Raw genomic sequence first — 15,369 nt, 5'->3', positions numbered from 1 at the left:
GGCAGTTTGGACGCTGAGCCCCGTGAAGCGTCCAAACGTCGAGGGGCGACCAAAGGGAGTCCCTCGGAGATTCGGTCGATACGCAGACCGGCACTCGTCGGACGGAGCGACTCAGTCCGCAGCCGGTTCGACCTCGTCCTCGATGGCCTCGCGCTCGGCGCTGGGGAGCGCGTCCTTGAACCGCCCGAGTACCTGGCGGGCCTTCGGCGCCTCGGCAGCCCCGACGGCACGCACGAGCGCGAGGGCACGGCGGGCGCGGTGTTTCCGCCACGATTCCTCGCGGTTCTCGTAGGTCCGGATCGCCCGCAGGAAGTCGATCCGGCGGAACTCCGGCCAGTACGGCGCACAGAAGTAGACGGCGGCCTCGTTGCCGTTGGCGTGCCACGGGAGGAAGTTAGAGGTCCGTTCGTCGCCGCCGGTGCGGACGATGAGGTCGACGTCCCGGGTCGGCCCCTCGTAGAGGCGTTCCTCGACGGCGTCGACGTCGACGTTCTCGGGAGCGAGGTCACCGTCGGCGACGGCGCTGGCGACGTCCCGGGCCGCGTTCAAGAGCTGGCTCCGGCCGCCGTAAGCGAGCGCGACGTTGAGGTGGAGGCGGTCGTAGCTCGCTGTGCGTCGCTCGGCGTAGTCGATGGCGTCCTGGACGCGTTCGGGGAGCATCTCTAACTCGCCGATGGCGCGGATGCGGACCTCGTTCTCGTGGACGCGGTCGGCGTCGGCGAACGCGCGGAGCTTCTCCTCGACGAGGTCGAAGATGGCCTCGAGCTGGTCCTCGGGCCGGTTGAAGTTCTCCGTCGAGAAGGTGTACAGCGTCACCTCGTCGATGTCGAGTTCGTCCGACCAGTGGAGCAGCGCCTCTGTCGTCTCGGCGCCCTCGACGTGGCCCTCGGTCGTCTCCTTTCCTTCCTTTCGCGCGTACCGGCGGTTGCCGTCCTGGATGACGGCGACGTGCGACGGCGTCGAAGAGAGTTCCCACTCCAGCATGCGCTCGTAGACTCCCTGGGCGAGCGCGCGGACCCGCGTTAGCATTGTGTCAATGGTTTCAGGCAGTCGATAAGTAGCTTGTGCTCCGCGGACGCCCGTCCTCGGTGTCCGAGCTTGCAGACGGCCCCCTGGCCGCAGGATTTTAATAGTTGAATCGCTTTTAGACGGTTGCAATGGCGACCGGTACGGTTGACTTCTTCAACGACACAGGCGGATACGGTTTCATCGATACCGAAGACTCCGACGAGGACGTCTTCTTCCACATGGAGGACATCGGCGGCCCTGACTTAGAAGAAGGTCAGGAAGTCGAGTTCGACATCGTGCAAGCGGACAAGGGTCCGCGGGCTGAAAACGTGGAGCGACTGTAACCATGGCGACTGGCACAGTCGACTTCTTCAATGATACCGGAGGGTACGGCTTCATAGAGACTGACGATGCCGACGACGACGTCTTCTTCCACATGGAAGACGTCGGCGGCCCCGACCTGGAAGAGGGTCAGGAGGTCGAGTTCGACATCGTGCAGGCGGACAAGGGTCCGCGCGCGGAGAACCTGACGCGACTGTAAGCGGCGTTGCTTCCAGTTGTGATTTCTTTCGGTAGGTAATCGGTGAGTGGCGACGCTAGCAGTGCGTAACTCCTCGAATTCGTTCGAACATGTTCTATGGACTTCGAGCGAGGAATCGTGAGAGGTATGGGGACAGACGGCCGATTCAGCCCATGGGCACGACTGAGGAGGACGGGGAGACGGTCGACCGCGACGCCATCGACAACGACCTCTACCAGCGGACGAAGGCGCTGCTCGAACCGGGCGACATCGAGTTGAACGGCGTCATCGTCCACACGACATACGACGGCCAGGAGGACATCGAGATGATGGAGGCCTCGCTGGAAGTGGGCGACATCATCTCGGAGCACGCGGGCCACGACCCGGCGGACGTGTACGTCTACTCGGGCAACGACGACCCGGACTTCTCCTCGAACCAGCACCAGGGCAAGACCATCGACGGCGACGAGTTCGTCTGGGAGTGCCAGCAGCTGCTCCGCGACGGCGCCTTCCGCCTCATCTTCTACTACGAGGCCAGCGCCGATCAGGAGGGCATCGTCGCGGACGTTCAGGACGCGGGCTACGACGTCACCAGCGTCAAAGGGTGATAGTGGTGGTTGTAAGCCCGTCCCGGCGTTCGACGTGGCCGGTGCCGTCGAACGCCGGTAAGTAGTTACAACCACCACTATGAGAACGGGCCGTCAGACCGCCACGCGAGCGGTACAGGACCGGCAGAACTCGAACGTCGGATCGTTGCGTTCACCGCAGTGTGGACAGATTTCTCCGTCGACAGTGGCGTCGTTCGGCGGCGCTTCGAGCGCGCGATTCGCGTCGGGCGCGACGGTCTGGTACTGATCGACGTAGTTGCCCAGCGAGAGCCGGTCGACGACCCGGTACGCCGCGGCGAACGATAGCGGGACGGCGAGGCCCAGGGCGACGTAGACGAGCAGGTTCGCACCGAGCGTGACGTCGGGGAGCACGAGAAGGTGTTGGTTCGGCAACTGTTTTGACCCATCGAGAGTGAGGACCGAGTGATACGTGACTGGAAGCAACGATGGCCTATCCCTAACTGTGAGGCCGGTCGCCGGAGTCGCTGTCACCCGGCGTGCGGGCCGTCGGCACGGCGAGCGCGCCGCCGGGGCCCTTATGCCGTCCCGGGACCGACGATTGGCCATGACCGAGGATATCGACCCCGTGGACCGGGGTATTCTCAACGCCTTCCAGGGAGGGTTCCCCGTCACCGAGCGGCCGTTCGAACCCGCAGCGGCCGCGCTCCGCGAGGCGGGCATCGACGTGACCGAGTCGGAACTCGTCGACCGTATCGCCGCGATGGACGAGGCGGGGACGCTCTCCCGCTTCGGTGCGCTCATCGACGCCGAGGCCATCGGCGGCACGGCGACGCTCGTCGCGATGCACGCCCCCGAAGAGCGCTTCGACGAGGTCGTCGAGCAGGTGAACGACCACCCCGAAGTCGCGCACAACTACGAGCGCGAGCACCCCCATCTCAACGTCTGGTTCGTCGTGAGCGTTGCCGACGAAGACAGGGTGGCAGAGGTGCTGGGCGACATCGAAGACGAGACCGGCCAGGCGACCTACAACCTCCCCAAACAGCAGGAGTTCCGCGTCGAGGCGAAGTTCCCCGTCGAGGGCCCGCTGGAAGACCTGCCAGACGGCCTCGACCTGTCGGACCTGGGACCGGACGTGACGCCGACGGAGCGTCGTGGGCTGACACCCGACGAACTCGACCTGGTGCTGGAGATCCAGGGCGGCCTGCCCATCACCGCGACGCCCTATGCGGACGTGGCGTCGGTCATCGGCCAGGATCCGTCGTGGGTCGTAGAGACTATCAAACGGTTCGAACAGGAGGGCAAGGTTCGGCGCGTCGGCGTGGTGCCCAACCACTACGCGCTTGGCTACTCGGAGAACGGCATGACCGTCTGGAACGTCCCCGACGACGTGGTCGACGAGGTTGGTCCAGCTATCGCGTCGTTCGACTTCGTCACCCACTGCTACGAGCGCCCGCGCCACGACGGCGTCTGGCCGTACAACTTCTTCGCGATGACCCACGGCCGGAGCGAGGCAAAGAGTGAGAAACGGATCGAGCAGGTTCGCGAGCGCATGGAAGCGTTCTGGGACGTCGGCGACGACGACTGGGACTCGCTGTTCTCGACCCAGATCCTGAAAAAGACCGGCATCCGGATGGACGAGCGCGCCGAAGCGAACGTGATCGATCCGGCAGAGGGTGACTGATGAACGGGCGTGCGGACGATGAACTGGGGCGTACCTACATTGTGGGGTGGGCAGCGTGATTCCGCTGTTCCACGACTTTACGGACGAGACCGTGCTAGTGTTCGGCGGGGGGTCCGTCGGCGCGCGGAAGTCCCGGAAGTTTGCCGACGAGGCCGACGTCGTGGTCGTCAGCCCCGAATTCGCGGACGCCGACTTCGGCGGGGCGGAGAGAGTCCGTGAGGCGCCCGACGCCGAGGCCGTTGTCGAGTGGATCGACCGGACGGACCCCGCGCTGGTCGTCGCGGCCACGGACGACGCGGCGTTGAACGATGCCATCGCCGAGGTCGCGGACGAGCGCGGCGTCCTCGTCAATCAGACTGATGCGAGCGGTGAGCGTGACGCCAATAGCGTCGTCGTCCCGGCGACGGTCGAGGACGGCCCGGTGACGATGGCCGTCTCGACCGACGGCACCAGTCCGGCGGTGTCGAAGTACCTCCGCGAGCGCTTCGAGGAGGAGTTTGCCGGCGTTGGCGAGATGGCAGAACTCACCGCCGAACTCCGCCAGGATCTCAGAGACGAGGGGATGGGGCCGGAGGAGCGCCGCGCGGCCGTCAGGCGCGTTGTCAATTCTGGCCGTGTTTGGAAGGCTTTAGATAGTGGCAGATCTAATCCAAGCCAAGTAGTTTCGGCCGTGATCTCGAACAACACCGGTGATTCGTCGTGAAGCGCGGGACTGGCGTCATTTCGGGCGTGAGTATCTCCCACGAACGCTCGAGCATGGACGACCTCGAAGCGGCGTCCACCGACAGCCAGCGCGGCGCCGTGAAGGCGCTGCTGGCCGACTCGCGGGTCGAGGAGGCGTTCGTCCTCCAGACCTGCAACCGGATCGAAGCCTACGTCGTCGGCGACGACGAGACCGCCGGCGAGGCACTCTCACTGTTCACCGACCGCGTCCCGGCGGACGTCACGGTGTCGATGGGCCACGAGGAGAGCCTGCGCCACCTGCTTCGGGTCGCCGCGGGGCTCGAATCCGTCGTCCTCGGCGAGGACCAGATCCTCGGCCAGGTCCGGGACGCCTACGAGGACGCCCGGGCCGTCGACGGCCTCGGCCCGATTCTGGAGGACGGCATCACCAAGGCGCTCCACGTCGGCGAGCGCGCCCGCTCGGAGACGGCCATCAACGAGGGGACGCTGTCGCTGGCCTCCGCGGCGGTCCGGCTCGCAGCCAGGGAGGTCGCCCTCGACGGCACGACCGGCGTCGTCGTCGGCGCCGGCGAGATGGGGCGGCTGGCCGCCGAGGCCCTCGCCGAGGAGGTCGACCGCCTCATCGTCGCCAACCGAACCGTGCCCAACGCGGAGTACGTCGCCGACACCGTCGACGTGGAGGCCAGCGCAGTCGCCCTCGACGCGCTGGCCGCGGCCGCAGAAGAGGCCCGCGTCGTCGTCACGGCGACGAACAGCCCCGACCACGTCGTCGACGCCGACGCGTTCGCGGACGCCGGGGAGACCATCGTCGTTGACGTCGCCCAGCCCCGCGACGCCCACCCCGAAGTCGACGACCTCCCGGGAGTCACCGTGCTCGACCTGGACGCGCTGGAGACCGTGACGGAGGAGACCCGCGAGGAGCGCCGGGAGGCCGCCGTCGCCGTCGAGTCGATGATCGACGCCGAGTTCGACAACCTGTTGACCCAGTACAAGCGCAAGCGCGCCGACCGCGTCATCTCCGCGATGTACGAGAGCGCCGAGCGCGTGAAGGCCCGGGAGCTGGAGACCGCGCTCGGAAAGCTGGACCTGGACGACGACCAGCAGCAGGTCGTCGAGTCGATGGCCGACGCCATCGTCTCCCAGTTGCTCTCAGCGCCGACCCGGAGCCTCCGGGACGCCGCCGAGCAGGACGACTGGTCGACCATCCACACCGCGCTCCAGCTGTTCGACCCGAACTTCGGGCCCGACGATGACAGCCAGACGCAGCCGTCGTTCGCCGAGGGCGTGGCCGTCGAGGACATCCCGGAAGGGATGCGCGAGGAGATGCCCACCGGGGTCCTCGAGGAACTGAGCGACGACTGAACTAGCGAACGGCCGATTCGGCCGCCAGTTCGTCGGTCAGTCGTCGCCTGCTATCGCCTTCCGGACGTTCTTCTCTGCAGTTTCGAGCGCCTCCATAACCCGGTCTTCTGGCAGTTCGTACTCGATGACGAGCGGCGCGTCGACGTCGGCGTGGTCGTCGAGCAGCCCGACGAGGTGGGGGAGGTCGAGCCGTCCCGCGCCGGGGAGGTCCTCGATCTCGGCCGCTGAGGTGTCCTTCAGGTGGACGCTGTTGATCCGCTCACCGAGGTCCCTGATCACGTCGTCGGGCGCGACGTCCTCGACGAGGAAGTGGCCGGTGTCCACGCAGACGCCCAGGCGCGGGTGGTCGTAGCGGTCGAGCACGCCGCGGACGTCCGCGATAGAGGAGAACACCTGCGAGAGGTCGTCGTGGTGGACCGAGGAGTAGTTGTGGATACCGACGTCTATCTTGTACTCCTCGGCCAGGTCGATCAGCGCTTCGGTGACGTCGTCACGGTCGGGCGGATAGTTGACCGTGACGTAGTCGGCCCCCAGGCGGTCGGCGAAGGCGACGTGCGGACGCGCCTGCCCGACGTCGTCTATATCCACGACGCCGTAGCCGGAGACGTCGATCCCCGCGTCGTCGATCGCGGTCAGGGCGTCGGCGATCGTCTTCTCGTCGTCGTCGGCCGAGAGGTGACGGTCCCAGAGTTCGAGGTGTCGGATGCCGGTCTCGCCGAGTTCGTCCACCAGTCCCGCGAGCGAGTAGTCCTGGAAGACGACGCTCTGGACGCCGACGGCGAAGTCGCGGTCCATGTCGGAACGTCGGCGGGTCGACGCAAAAGGGTGTCGCGGCCCGACCGTTCGTCGAAAACCGATCACCGCGGTGACACAGACCCTTTACCCCGTCCCCACTCAGAGGACGTATGCACGTCCTGATTATCGGCGGCACCGGCCTCATCAGCACCGGTATCACGCGCCAGCTCGTCGACTCCGAGCACGAGGTGACCTGTTTCACCCGCGGTGAAAGCGACGCCAGGGTACCGGAGACCGTCGATTTCGTCCACGGCGACCGGGACGAGCGGGCGGACCTGACCGCCGCGCGCGACGAGGTCGACCCCGACTGCGTCCTCGACATGGTGTGTTTCTCGCCGGACCAGGCCGAGCAGGCCGTCGACGTCTTCGCCGACGAGGTCGAACAGTTCGTCTTCTGCTCGACTGTCGACGTCTACCATCGCCCGCTCGACACGAATCCCGTCCAGGAGGACGCTCCCCGGGAGCCACCGGTCAGCGACTACGGTGCGGACAAGGCCGAGTGCGAGGACATCTTCATGGCTGCCCACAACCGGGGCGACTTCGAGACCACGATCATCCGTCCGTGGTGCACGTACGGCGAGGGCGGCACCGTCCTCCACACGCTGGGGCAGGGGAGCTACTTCCTCGATCGGATCAGGCAGGGCAAGCCAGTGGTCATCCACGGCGACGGGCAGACGCTGTGGGGGCCGTGCCACCGCGACGACGTCGCCCGCGCCTTCGTCAACGCCGTCGGTAACGAGACCGCATACGGCGAGGCTTACCACGTCACCAGCGAGGAGAACATCACCTGGGGGCAGTTCTACGAGACCGTCGCGGACGTGATGGACGCCCCAGATCCGGAGTTCGTCCACATCCCGACGGAAATTCTGGCCGAGGCGGTCCCCGACCGGACCGGCATGCTGCTCGCCCACTTCCAGTTCTCGACGGTGTTCGACAACAGCAAGGCCCGACGGGACCTCGACTTCGAGTACACAATTACCTTCGAGGAGGGTGTTCGGCGCACTATCGAGTGGCTGGAGGAGCGGGACGAAATCGACGACTGGGACAGCGAGAACGACGACGAGATTATCGCCGCCTGGCGCGACGCCACTGGCTCGTTTCTCGAAGGGGTTTAGCCGGGACTATCAAAGGACCGTAATTCACCGAATTCCCAACAGATTTTGCCCACCGGACTACGCGTTTTCTCCCAGATCAGGCTGCCTCTCGGCCCACTCGTCGTCCTCGCCGTACGCATCGTCACTATACTGATCCTCGATAGCACCGAGACTGACGACCGCAGCGACGTCAAATGCAATGGCCTCGTCGGGTTTGATCTGCATCAGTATCGAACTCCCTGTGAGAGGTTTCGTCGGAGAGCGGAAAACACGTTGTGGAATCACTCTGTGAACGACGGGACGAACTCCCCAACCGGGACAAACGAAACGCGGGACCGGATGACGTACCACGGACTGACGAGCACCGCGCCGAGACCGTTGGCGTAGGCGTCGCCGAGCGACATGTACCGGCCCGGCACGAACGACTGCCAGACCTCGATGCCGACGCCGTAGAGGACGGTCGTCCCGAGAACGAGCAGCGCCAGCCGTCGCGTCGACCAGCCCCAGTCCGTCGTCGCGTAGGCGAGGCTTCCACCGAAGGCTGCGTAGGCGAAGAAGTGGCGCCACTTGTCGAGCGGGATGAGTTCCGGCGGTTCGACGATAGGGTCCGCGGGCGGCGTGGTGACCACGGAGAGGTAGAATATAACGCCGGCGACGACGGCTACCCCAAACCACCGAAGCCACGCCGGCAGCAGCGGCAGGCGAACCTCGCGCATGACTCGACAGGGAGACTATCCGACAATAAGTGGTTCGCTCCGCGACCGTCCCGCCGTTCGAGGAAGCGGCGATTGCCGTCCGTCAGTAGACGGCGTCTTCGATCTCGTCGGCGAGATCGTCGAACTTCGAGAGGTGGACGAGCCGTTCGTTCCGGAGGCGCTCGACGTGGGCCTCGTGGTCGTCGAGGGCGTCGGCGACGTCGAAGCGACCGACGTCCATGCCGGGGACCGACGTCGGGACGTCGAGGCCGGTGGCGTCGTCGGTGCCCCAGCTCACGGTGCCGCGGGAGACCTCCCGGAGGAGAGTGACGGTATCGTCGACGCCGACGTCGCGGTCGCCGACGCTGCCGGTGTTGAGGACGAAACACTCCACGCCGAGGTCCGCGATGAGGTCGCGGAAGCGGTTACCCTCCTCGCCCTTCGAGCCGACGATGAAGGGGTTGGTGCCGACCACGCGGATGGACTCGCCGGCCTTCGAGGGGTCGCCGGCGCTGGTCTGGACCGACTCGCCGAGCATGAACGCGGCGGCGGCCTCTTCCGGAGTGAGCTTCGCGATGGGCGGCATCGCGGGGTTCCGGGTGATGAAGAAGACCTGGTCGATCTCGGGGAGGTCGATCTCGTCGTCGGCCGAAGAGAGGTGCTCGCGCTGGATGATCGCGCGCGTGTTGGTGGTGTACTCGTCGCCGTCGAAGTCGACGGTGCCGTCCTCCGCGACGTCGACGTTCTCCAGGACGGCCGACTCGTGGGTCGCCGCGTCGTAGAGGGCGGGCTGTTCGTCGGCGTCCAGGCCGATGGTCTTGATGAACAGGCCCTGGCCCTCGCTGCCGGCGACGGAGCCGTCAGGCAGGAGCGCGCAGACGTCGTCCTGGAGCATCGTTGCCTCCTCGGGCTCCTCGAGGCCGAGGCCGTGGGCCGTCAGCGTCGACTTCCCGGTGCCGGAGAGGCCGAGGAACACCTGGCCGACGGTCTCCATGCCGTCCTCGGTCTCCAGGTCGACGCGCTTGGTGCCGGCGTGGAGGCCGAGGCCGCCCTGTTCCTTCGCGTAGAACATGAACAGGCGGAGGAAGGACTTCTTGGCCTCGCCGGTGTAGTCGCTGCCGAGGACCGCGGTCATCCCCTCATCGGGAACGACGCGGATGGCGACCTCGTCGTGGTCGGGGAGCTGGACGGTGTAGAAGTCCGGCTCGCTCGCCTCGTCGGCGACCGGTTCGAAGAGCTTCGCCCAGGCGAGTGCGATCCGTCCGTACTCCTTCGGCACGAACAGGCGGCAGACGTAGCTGTTCTCGGGATGGCGACCGAGCTGTCGGTCGAGACAGACCATCTCCTCCTCGTGGACCGCGTCGTAGGCCGTCTCGACGTGGCGGTAGTCATCGGCGCCGAACTCGTCGTCGACGGCGTTCTTCGTCCTGTCGGCGTTGCGCGACCGGTGTTCGCTCACGTACGACGGGGAGCCGAACTCCGTGGTCGTTTCGAGCTCGCGCGAGAACTCGCGGAGCTGTGCGAACGACGGGTTGTAGATGACGTTGTCCGCCTCGGCGGGGTTGGGCAGCGTTTCGGCCGGTGGCTGCACCGTCATCCCGAGATCTGACATCGTGTCAGCTACTGCGGCGGCCTACCGTATATATTTTGCATATTTTCCGGAATGTGGGACATTACCAGACATACTTTAAATTATTCTCCCGCGAGTAAACGATTGTGTAGGCAAATGCTGCCAGGACGAAGGTGGCTCCTGACGGCGACCGTCGCCGATCGTAACCGTGGGCTACTGAATCGGACGGCCCGAAATCAGCGGCAGATCACTCACGTACTACTCTGATACAGCGCGCCCGAGTCGTCGTAGCGCGCGTCTTCGATCCGTGCGAACTGGTCGTCGCTCAGTTCGACGTCGAGAGCGCCGACGTTCTCGTCGAGCTGCTCGACCGTTCGCGCACCGACGATCGGAACGCAGTCGAAGTCCGGCTGGTCCATCAGCCATCGAAGTGCGACCTGGGCCGGCGTCGCGTCGACTTCGTCGGCGATGGCCCGGACCTCGTCGAGGACGTGCCAGCCCCGCTCCGAGACGTAGAAGTCCAGGAACCGGTCGTCGAGGGCGGCCCGGGTGTCCTCGGGCGCGTCGAGTTCGTACGTCCCGTCGCCCGCGCGCTCGTACTTGCCCGTCAGGAACCCGCCGGCCAGCGGCGAGTAGGGGCAGACGGCCAGGTTCTGGTCGGCGCAGACGTCGAGGTACTCGGCCACGTCCTCGTAGTAGGCGGCGTGGAACAGCGGCTGGGTGACGGTGAAGGCCTCGTAGTTGTTCACGTCGGCCTGCCAGAGTCCCTTCGTGAGCTTCCACGCGTCGGCCGTCGAGAGGCCGACGTGGTGGACCTTCCCCTCCGAGACCAGGTCGTCGACGGTGCGGAGCGTGCGCTCGATGGGCGTCTCGTCGTCGAAGCGATGGAGGTAGAGGACGTCGAGATAGTCGGTGTCGAGCCTGTCGAGCGACCCCTCGACTTCGGCGCGAACGTTCTTGCGCGAGAGGTTCTCCTGGAAGCGCGAGACGTTCGACCAGTAGCACTTCGATGCGACCACGAAGTCCTCGCGGTCGCGGTCCGCGAGCCACTCGCCGATCCATTTCTCACTGCGGCCCTCGCCGTAGCCGTTGGCCGTGTCGATGAAGTTCCCCCCGCGGTCGGCGAAGGCGTCGAGCAACTCGTGGGCCGCCTCGCGGTCCGTCTCCATCACGCCGTCGTTCTCCTGGCCGAAGCGCCAGGTGCCCAGGCAGAGCGGTGATACCTCGAGTCCCGTCTCGCCGAGTCGCTGATACTCCATACGTGAGCGTCGGCTGGCTCCCGTATAGTCGTTTTTCAGGACGAGAAACAGGCGGGGCGCCCGTGACTCGCGAGTGGCTACGACTCGATGAGGTCGAGAATCCGCTCGTAGTACTGCCCGAACGCCTCGTCGGAGCGCGTCCGGGGCCGGTCGAGGTCCACGTCGACGACTTCCCGGACGTGGCCCGGTTCGATGCCCATGACGACGACCCGGTCGGCGAGTCTGACGGCCTCCTCGACGTCGTGGGTGACGAACAGGATCGTCTTGCCCGTCTCCGACCAGATGTCGAGCAGTTCGTCCTGGAGCATCGCCTTCGTCTGTGCGTCGAGTGCCCCGAACGGTTCGTCCATCAGGAGGAGCGTCGGGTCGAGCGCGAGGGCGCGTGCGAGCGCGACGCGCTGTTTCATCCCGCCGGAGAGTTCCTTGGGATACCTGTCGGCGAATCCGTCCAGGCCGACCAGGTCGAGCAGTTCCCGGACGCGCCGGTCGCGCTCGTCCGCCGGCACGCCCCGCTTCTCGGGACCGAATCCCACGTTCCCCTCGACAGTCCGCCACGGGAACAGGTGGTACTCCTGGAAGACGATCCCCAGGTCCGCGTCGGGGCCCTCTATCGGCTCGCCGCGTAGCGAGACGGTCCCCTCGGTGGCCTCCTCCAGCCCGGCGATGATTCGAAAGAGCGTGGTCTTCCCCGACCCCGACGGACCCACGACGCAGATGAACTCCCCGGGGTCGACCGTGAAGGAGACGTCCGCCAGCGCCCGCACGGGACCGTTCGCCCCGGGGAACTGTTTGCTGACGCCGTCGACGACGACGCGCGCCTGCTCGGGTTCGGTCCCGTCTACCGCCACGCCAGAACCCTCCGCTGGACCGCGCGGAACGCCGTGTCCACGAGGAGGAACATGACGCTCAACACGAGGATGTAGGTGATGACGACGTCGACCTGGAGGTTGTTCGAGGCCCGCAGTATCTCCCGCCCGATGCCGGGGACGCCGAAGATCTCCGAGGCGACGACGAGCATCCAGCACCGACCGATCCCCGTCCTGACGCCGGTGAGTATCTCCGGCGAGGCGGCGGGGATAACGACCGACCGCACGAGTTCGCGGTCCGTCCGGACGTCCAGGCTCCGCGCGACGTCGAGGAGGTCCGCCGAGACGCCCTCGACGCCGCCGTACGTGGCGTAGAAGTTGATCCAGAACGCGCCGACGGCGATGATGAAGGCGGCGCCGACGTGGTTGATCCCGAACCAGGCGATGGCGAAGCCGATGAGCGCGAGCGGCGGGACCGGCCGGAGCGTTCGCACGACCGGGGCGGAGACGTCGTCTGCCAGCCGGCTCCATCCGAGGACGATGCCGGCGAGAATGCCCAGCCCCGTCCCGACGACGGCGCCCGGAACCCAGTGGAGGACGCTGCTCGCGAGGGCGTCCGTGATCGCACCCGAGGCGGCCTCGGCGTAGAACGCCGTTGCGACGGCCGGCGGCGCCGGGAGAACGTAGGCAGGCTGGACGAGCGACGCCAGCCACCACAGTACGACGAACGCCACGATCCCGATCGCGCCGCGGCCAGCGCGGCGGAGATCCCACCCCACGAGCGGGACGAACGTCTCCTCGTCCTCCGTTCCTCGTCCGACATCTTCGCCGACGTCGATTGCCATGGTCTCGATAGTTGGTACGGGTCCGGTTACAGGCCCTCGTAGACGCTGTAGTCGAATATCTGATCGAGGGAGAGCTGTTCGTCGATTTGGCCGTTCTCGTGGGCGAACTCCGCGAATATCTCCGTCCCGTTCTCGATCTCGTGCGGGTCGGTGACGAAGTTCGACAGCGGCCCCTGGAGCGCCGCCAGGGCCTGGTCGGCCGGCATCCCCAGCGAGTCTTCGACGATCTGTGCCGTCCCCTCCGGGTTCGCGTCGATGAACTCCGTCGCGTTCACGTGGGCCTCGAGGAACTGCGTCGCCACCGGGGAGTTCCTGACCTCGTCGCGCATCAACGTCACGGCGGCCGGCTGTCCGGGCATGATGTCGGCGGCCGTCCGGAAGGTACTGACCGGCGAGCCCTCCTGGTCGGCCCGCGTCGGGACCGGTTCCATGATCGACGTCCCGTCGACCTCGCCGTTGGCGATGGCCTGCCACACGGCGTTGGCGCCGCTGATCTCGAGTATCTCCGCGGCCTCCGTGGGGTCGACACCGACCTCCGACTGGAGCCAGTACCGAAGGAGGACGTCCGGCACCGACCCCTGCGGGAAGGTACCGAAGCGGAACTTCCGGCCCTTCTCCTCCTCCCAGACGCCGAAGGCGTCGGCCCCGTGCTCGTCCCACATCGAGTGGAACTCCTCGTGAGCCATGATCGCCATCGGCTCCTTGATGTTCGTCGCGGTCACCTTCGCCGGGATACCCCGGTCGATGACGATCATCGACGGGACGACGCCGAACATGGCGACGTCGAGTTCGTCGCCGCCGAACGCCTGGACGATCGCGGGTCCGTCGGTGAACTCGCGACTCTCGATCGTCGCGTCGACGTCGTCGAGGTACCCCTCGGCCTCCATCACGTAGTACTGCAGGTCGGGGAAGATGGGCATGTGCGCGAGCGTCAGTTCGTCCGACCCACCCAGGTCGACACAGCCAGCGAGACCGACAGTCGCCGCAGCGCCGGCACCCGCGAGATACGCACGTCGCGAGAGCCGTTGCGAGTCACTCGTCATGTCCCTCTCTTACGAAAGGGTATTTAAGACGACCACGCTCCGGGCAAGTCCGACCGCCGTCTACGACGGCCGTTCCCCCGCAGAACCCCGCCGTCCGGTCCCGCAGCCCCCGTCCGACGCTCGCGGGTCTTTTCCCCTGCTCGCAGCTACCGGGGAATAGTGCCGGCACTAGTCGTCACTCCCCGCCAGCACGTCGCGGAGGATCGTCCGATGACACCGCTTCTTGTCGGTGTTCTCGTAACAGACGAGGGCGATGTCAGTGCCGTCGGCGAGCGCGTCACGCAACGCTGCGAGCGCGGTTCTGGCCTCGTCGCTCCTGAGGTGTTCCCGGTACCGCTCGGCGAAGTCGAGTTCCTCCCACGCGGCGTTGTGCGCGCCCTCGTCGCACATCCCGTCGAGTTTGAACCCCTCCTCGCGCTCCTGGAACGCCGCCAGCAGGTCCCGCGGCGGGCCCAGCGCCGGGCGGTTCTCGTCGACCACTCCGTGGAACCAGGGCGTCGGCTTCCGGACGACGCCGACCCGGCGCGCGCCCTCGGGAAGATCCACGAGGTCGTGCTGGATGGCCGCGACGTAGGTGTCGGTAAGTGTGCCAGCCACGGTCGCTCTAGGGTGTTCGGCGCCAATAACTGTGGGTGCCGTCTGACCAGGTCACCGCCCCCACTCGTAGAACCACCAGGCGGCACCGAGCAGCATGAGCCCGACGCCGAGCGTCGACGTCGCGGGTTCGGGAATGACGAACAGGACGAAGCCGACGACGATGAGCAGCGTCGGTTCGAGTTCGTTCCAGAAGCCGCCGAGTGACGAGGACATACCCGTTGATTCGGCCCCCGGACTCAAATGCGTTCGTGGGACCACGTGCCCGAGAGCAGGGCGGGCGGGACGGGACGGCGGCTACAACCGAAGGTGTCTGCGGAACGTTCAGTTATATGTGCCAGCGGGAAACACTCGGTCCATGGGTGTTCGTGACAGCTGGAACGAACTCGGAACGGGTGGAAAGATACTGGTCGGCCTGGTAGTCGGTGGGGTGGTCGTCGTGGTGGGGCTGATCCTGCTCCTCATCCTCGCCGCGGTTATCGGGTCCTTCGTCCTCGGGATGGGGGAGCCGTCCACCGCGACGGCGATGCCGCAGGTCACGTTCTCCGTGGAGTACGACGCGGCTGCGGAAACCGCCGAGATAACTCACGACGGCGGTGACGCGATCCCGGCGGACGAACTCAGCGTCGAGACTGGTGACCGAACGGTCGCGTGGGACGACGGAGACGGTGAGGTGACGGCTGGCGAATCGGTAGCGGTTGACGCCAGCCCGGGGACGACCGTTAGCGTGGTCTGGAACGGCGACGGCGAATCGGCGGTCCTCTCACGAACCACTGTCGAGTGATTTCTCGTACCGTCGACGTCTCTGTTCGCAGATAGTGCCCGCTGCAGTCGATGTGGGACC

20 protein-coding genes are annotated in these 15,369 nt (G+C 66.4%); 8 read left to right on the top strand and 12 right to left on the bottom strand.

Annotation, left to right across the window (positions count from 1 at the left end):
• Positions 1-111: 111 nt before the first annotated feature.
• Positions 112-1,029 (bottom strand): polyprenyl diphosphate synthase, encoded by a 918-nt coding sequence (gene uppS, locus BM337_RS06355; RefSeq protein ID WP_089815000.1) that lies wholly within the window; start codon positions 1,027-1,029, stop codon positions 112-114.
• A gap of 128 nt (positions 1,030-1,157) precedes the next feature.
• On the opposite strand from uppS, the gene BM337_RS06350 reads away from it, so the two are divergent.
• The 3 genes from BM337_RS06350 to BM337_RS06340 all read left to right on the top strand — a co-directional run bounded on the left by BM337_RS06350 (position 1,158) and on the right by BM337_RS06340 (position 2,136).
• On the top strand, positions 1,158-1,352 hold the full coding sequence (locus BM337_RS06350; protein WP_089814998.1) for a cold-shock protein: 195 nt from the start codon (positions 1,158-1,160) through the stop codon (positions 1,350-1,352).
• A gap of 2 nt (positions 1,353-1,354) precedes the next feature.
• Positions 1,355-1,549, top strand: coding sequence for a cold-shock protein (locus BM337_RS06345; RefSeq protein WP_089814996.1), 195 nt, complete (start codon positions 1,355-1,357; stop codon positions 1,547-1,549).
• 152 nt (positions 1,550-1,701) lie between these two features.
• A complete protein-coding gene (locus tag BM337_RS06340; protein WP_089814994.1) occupies positions 1,702-2,136 on the top strand; it encodes a DUF5778 family protein in 435 nt (144 codons plus the stop codon).
• Between the two features lie 93 nt (positions 2,137-2,229).
• Here BM337_RS06340 and BM337_RS06335 read toward each other — a convergent pair whose 3' ends face one another.
• Complete coding sequence (locus BM337_RS06335; protein WP_089814993.1) at positions 2,230-2,508, bottom strand: zinc ribbon domain-containing protein; 279 nt, start codon at positions 2,506-2,508, stop codon at positions 2,230-2,232.
• 193 nt (positions 2,509-2,701) lie between these two features.
• Between BM337_RS06335 and ahbB the strand changes: the two genes are divergently transcribed.
• From ahbB to hemA, 3 genes are read left to right on the top strand one after another with little or no spacing between them, the layout of a single operon-like run.
• Positions 2,702-3,778 (top strand): siroheme decarboxylase subunit beta, encoded by a 1,077-nt coding sequence (gene ahbB / locus BM337_RS06330; RefSeq protein ID WP_089814991.1) that lies wholly within the window; start codon positions 2,702-2,704, stop codon positions 3,776-3,778.
• A gap of 55 nt (positions 3,779-3,833) precedes the next feature.
• Entirely contained in the window at positions 3,834-4,481 is a 648-nt protein-coding gene (locus tag BM337_RS06325; protein ID WP_089815600.1) for a precorrin-2 dehydrogenase/sirohydrochlorin ferrochelatase family protein, read from the top strand.
• Complete coding sequence (gene hemA / locus BM337_RS06320; protein ID WP_089814989.1) at positions 4,478-5,824, top strand: glutamyl-tRNA reductase; 1,347 nt, start codon at positions 4,478-4,480, stop codon at positions 5,822-5,824. The genes BM337_RS06325 and hemA overlap by 4 nt, the downstream gene beginning before the upstream one ends.
• 36 nt (positions 5,825-5,860) lie before the next feature.
• Here hemA and BM337_RS06315 read toward each other — a convergent pair whose 3' ends face one another.
• On the bottom strand, positions 5,861-6,619 hold the full coding sequence (locus BM337_RS06315; protein WP_089814987.1) for a sugar phosphate isomerase/epimerase family protein: 759 nt from the start codon (positions 6,617-6,619) through the stop codon (positions 5,861-5,863).
• A gap of 110 nt (positions 6,620-6,729) precedes the next feature.
• Here BM337_RS06315 and BM337_RS06310 point away from each other — a divergent pair, with 110 nt between their 5' ends.
• Entirely contained in the window at positions 6,730-7,734 is a 1,005-nt protein-coding gene (locus BM337_RS06310; RefSeq protein WP_089814985.1) for an NAD-dependent epimerase/dehydratase family protein, read from the top strand.
• Positions 7,735-7,791: 57 nt separating this feature from the next.
• On the opposite strand, the gene BM337_RS21010 is transcribed toward BM337_RS06310, so the two are convergent.
• From BM337_RS21010 to BM337_RS21005, 9 genes are all read right to left on the bottom strand, one after another.
• Positions 7,792-7,938, bottom strand: a complete 147-nt coding sequence (locus BM337_RS21010) for a hypothetical protein (RefSeq protein WP_177227217.1) — start codon at positions 7,936-7,938, stop codon at positions 7,792-7,794.
• A 56-nt stretch (positions 7,939-7,994) separates the two neighbouring features.
• Positions 7,995-8,429, bottom strand: a complete 435-nt coding sequence (locus BM337_RS06305; protein WP_089814983.1) for a VanZ family protein — start codon at positions 8,427-8,429, stop codon at positions 7,995-7,997.
• Between the two features lie 82 nt (positions 8,430-8,511).
• On the bottom strand, positions 8,512-10,020 hold the full coding sequence (locus tag BM337_RS06300) for a phosphoenolpyruvate carboxykinase (ATP) (RefSeq protein WP_089814981.1): 1,509 nt from the start codon (positions 10,018-10,020) through the stop codon (positions 8,512-8,514).
• Between the two features lie 209 nt (positions 10,021-10,229).
• Positions 10,230-11,237 (bottom strand): aldo/keto reductase, encoded by a 1,008-nt coding sequence (locus tag BM337_RS06295; RefSeq protein WP_089814980.1) that lies wholly within the window; start codon positions 11,235-11,237, stop codon positions 10,230-10,232.
• Between the two features lie 77 nt (positions 11,238-11,314).
• The gene (locus tag BM337_RS06290) at positions 11,315-12,085 is read right to left on the bottom strand and encodes an ABC transporter ATP-binding protein (protein WP_089814978.1); all 771 of its coding nucleotides are present in this window, start codon (positions 12,083-12,085) and stop codon (positions 11,315-11,317) included.
• Positions 12,076-12,888 (bottom strand): ABC transporter permease, encoded by an 813-nt coding sequence (locus BM337_RS06285; protein WP_089814976.1) that lies wholly within the window; start codon positions 12,886-12,888, stop codon positions 12,076-12,078. Before BM337_RS06285 ends, BM337_RS06290 begins: the two co-directional genes overlap by 10 nt.
• A 26-nt stretch (positions 12,889-12,914) precedes the next feature.
• The gene (locus BM337_RS06280) at positions 12,915-13,931 is read right to left on the bottom strand and encodes an ABC transporter substrate-binding protein (RefSeq protein ID WP_089814975.1); all 1,017 of its coding nucleotides are present in this window, start codon (positions 13,929-13,931) and stop codon (positions 12,915-12,917) included.
• Positions 13,932-14,099: 168 nt separating this feature from the next.
• The gene (locus BM337_RS06275; RefSeq protein ID WP_218155514.1) at positions 14,100-14,528 is read right to left on the bottom strand and encodes a DUF488 family protein, N3 subclade; all 429 of its coding nucleotides are present in this window, start codon (positions 14,526-14,528) and stop codon (positions 14,100-14,102) included.
• 51 nt (positions 14,529-14,579) lie between these two features.
• Positions 14,580-14,741, bottom strand: a complete 162-nt coding sequence (locus BM337_RS21005; RefSeq protein ID WP_177227215.1) for a hypothetical protein — start codon at positions 14,739-14,741, stop codon at positions 14,580-14,582.
• Between the two features lie 142 nt (positions 14,742-14,883).
• Here BM337_RS21005 and BM337_RS06270 point away from each other — a divergent pair, with 142 nt between their 5' ends.
• On the top strand, positions 14,884-15,309 hold the full coding sequence (locus BM337_RS06270) for a type IV pilin domain-containing protein (RefSeq protein ID WP_089814972.1): 426 nt from the start codon (positions 14,884-14,886) through the stop codon (positions 15,307-15,309).
• Positions 15,310-15,369: the final 60 nt, after the last annotated feature.

The sequence above is a fragment of the Halomicrobium zhouii genome (assembly GCF_900114435.1).
Lineage (GTDB): Archaea > Halobacteriota > Halobacteria > Halobacteriales > Haloarculaceae > Halomicrobium > Halomicrobium zhouii.
Note: the sequence above shows the minus strand (reverse complement) of the source record. Positions and strands in the feature narration are given on the sequence as shown.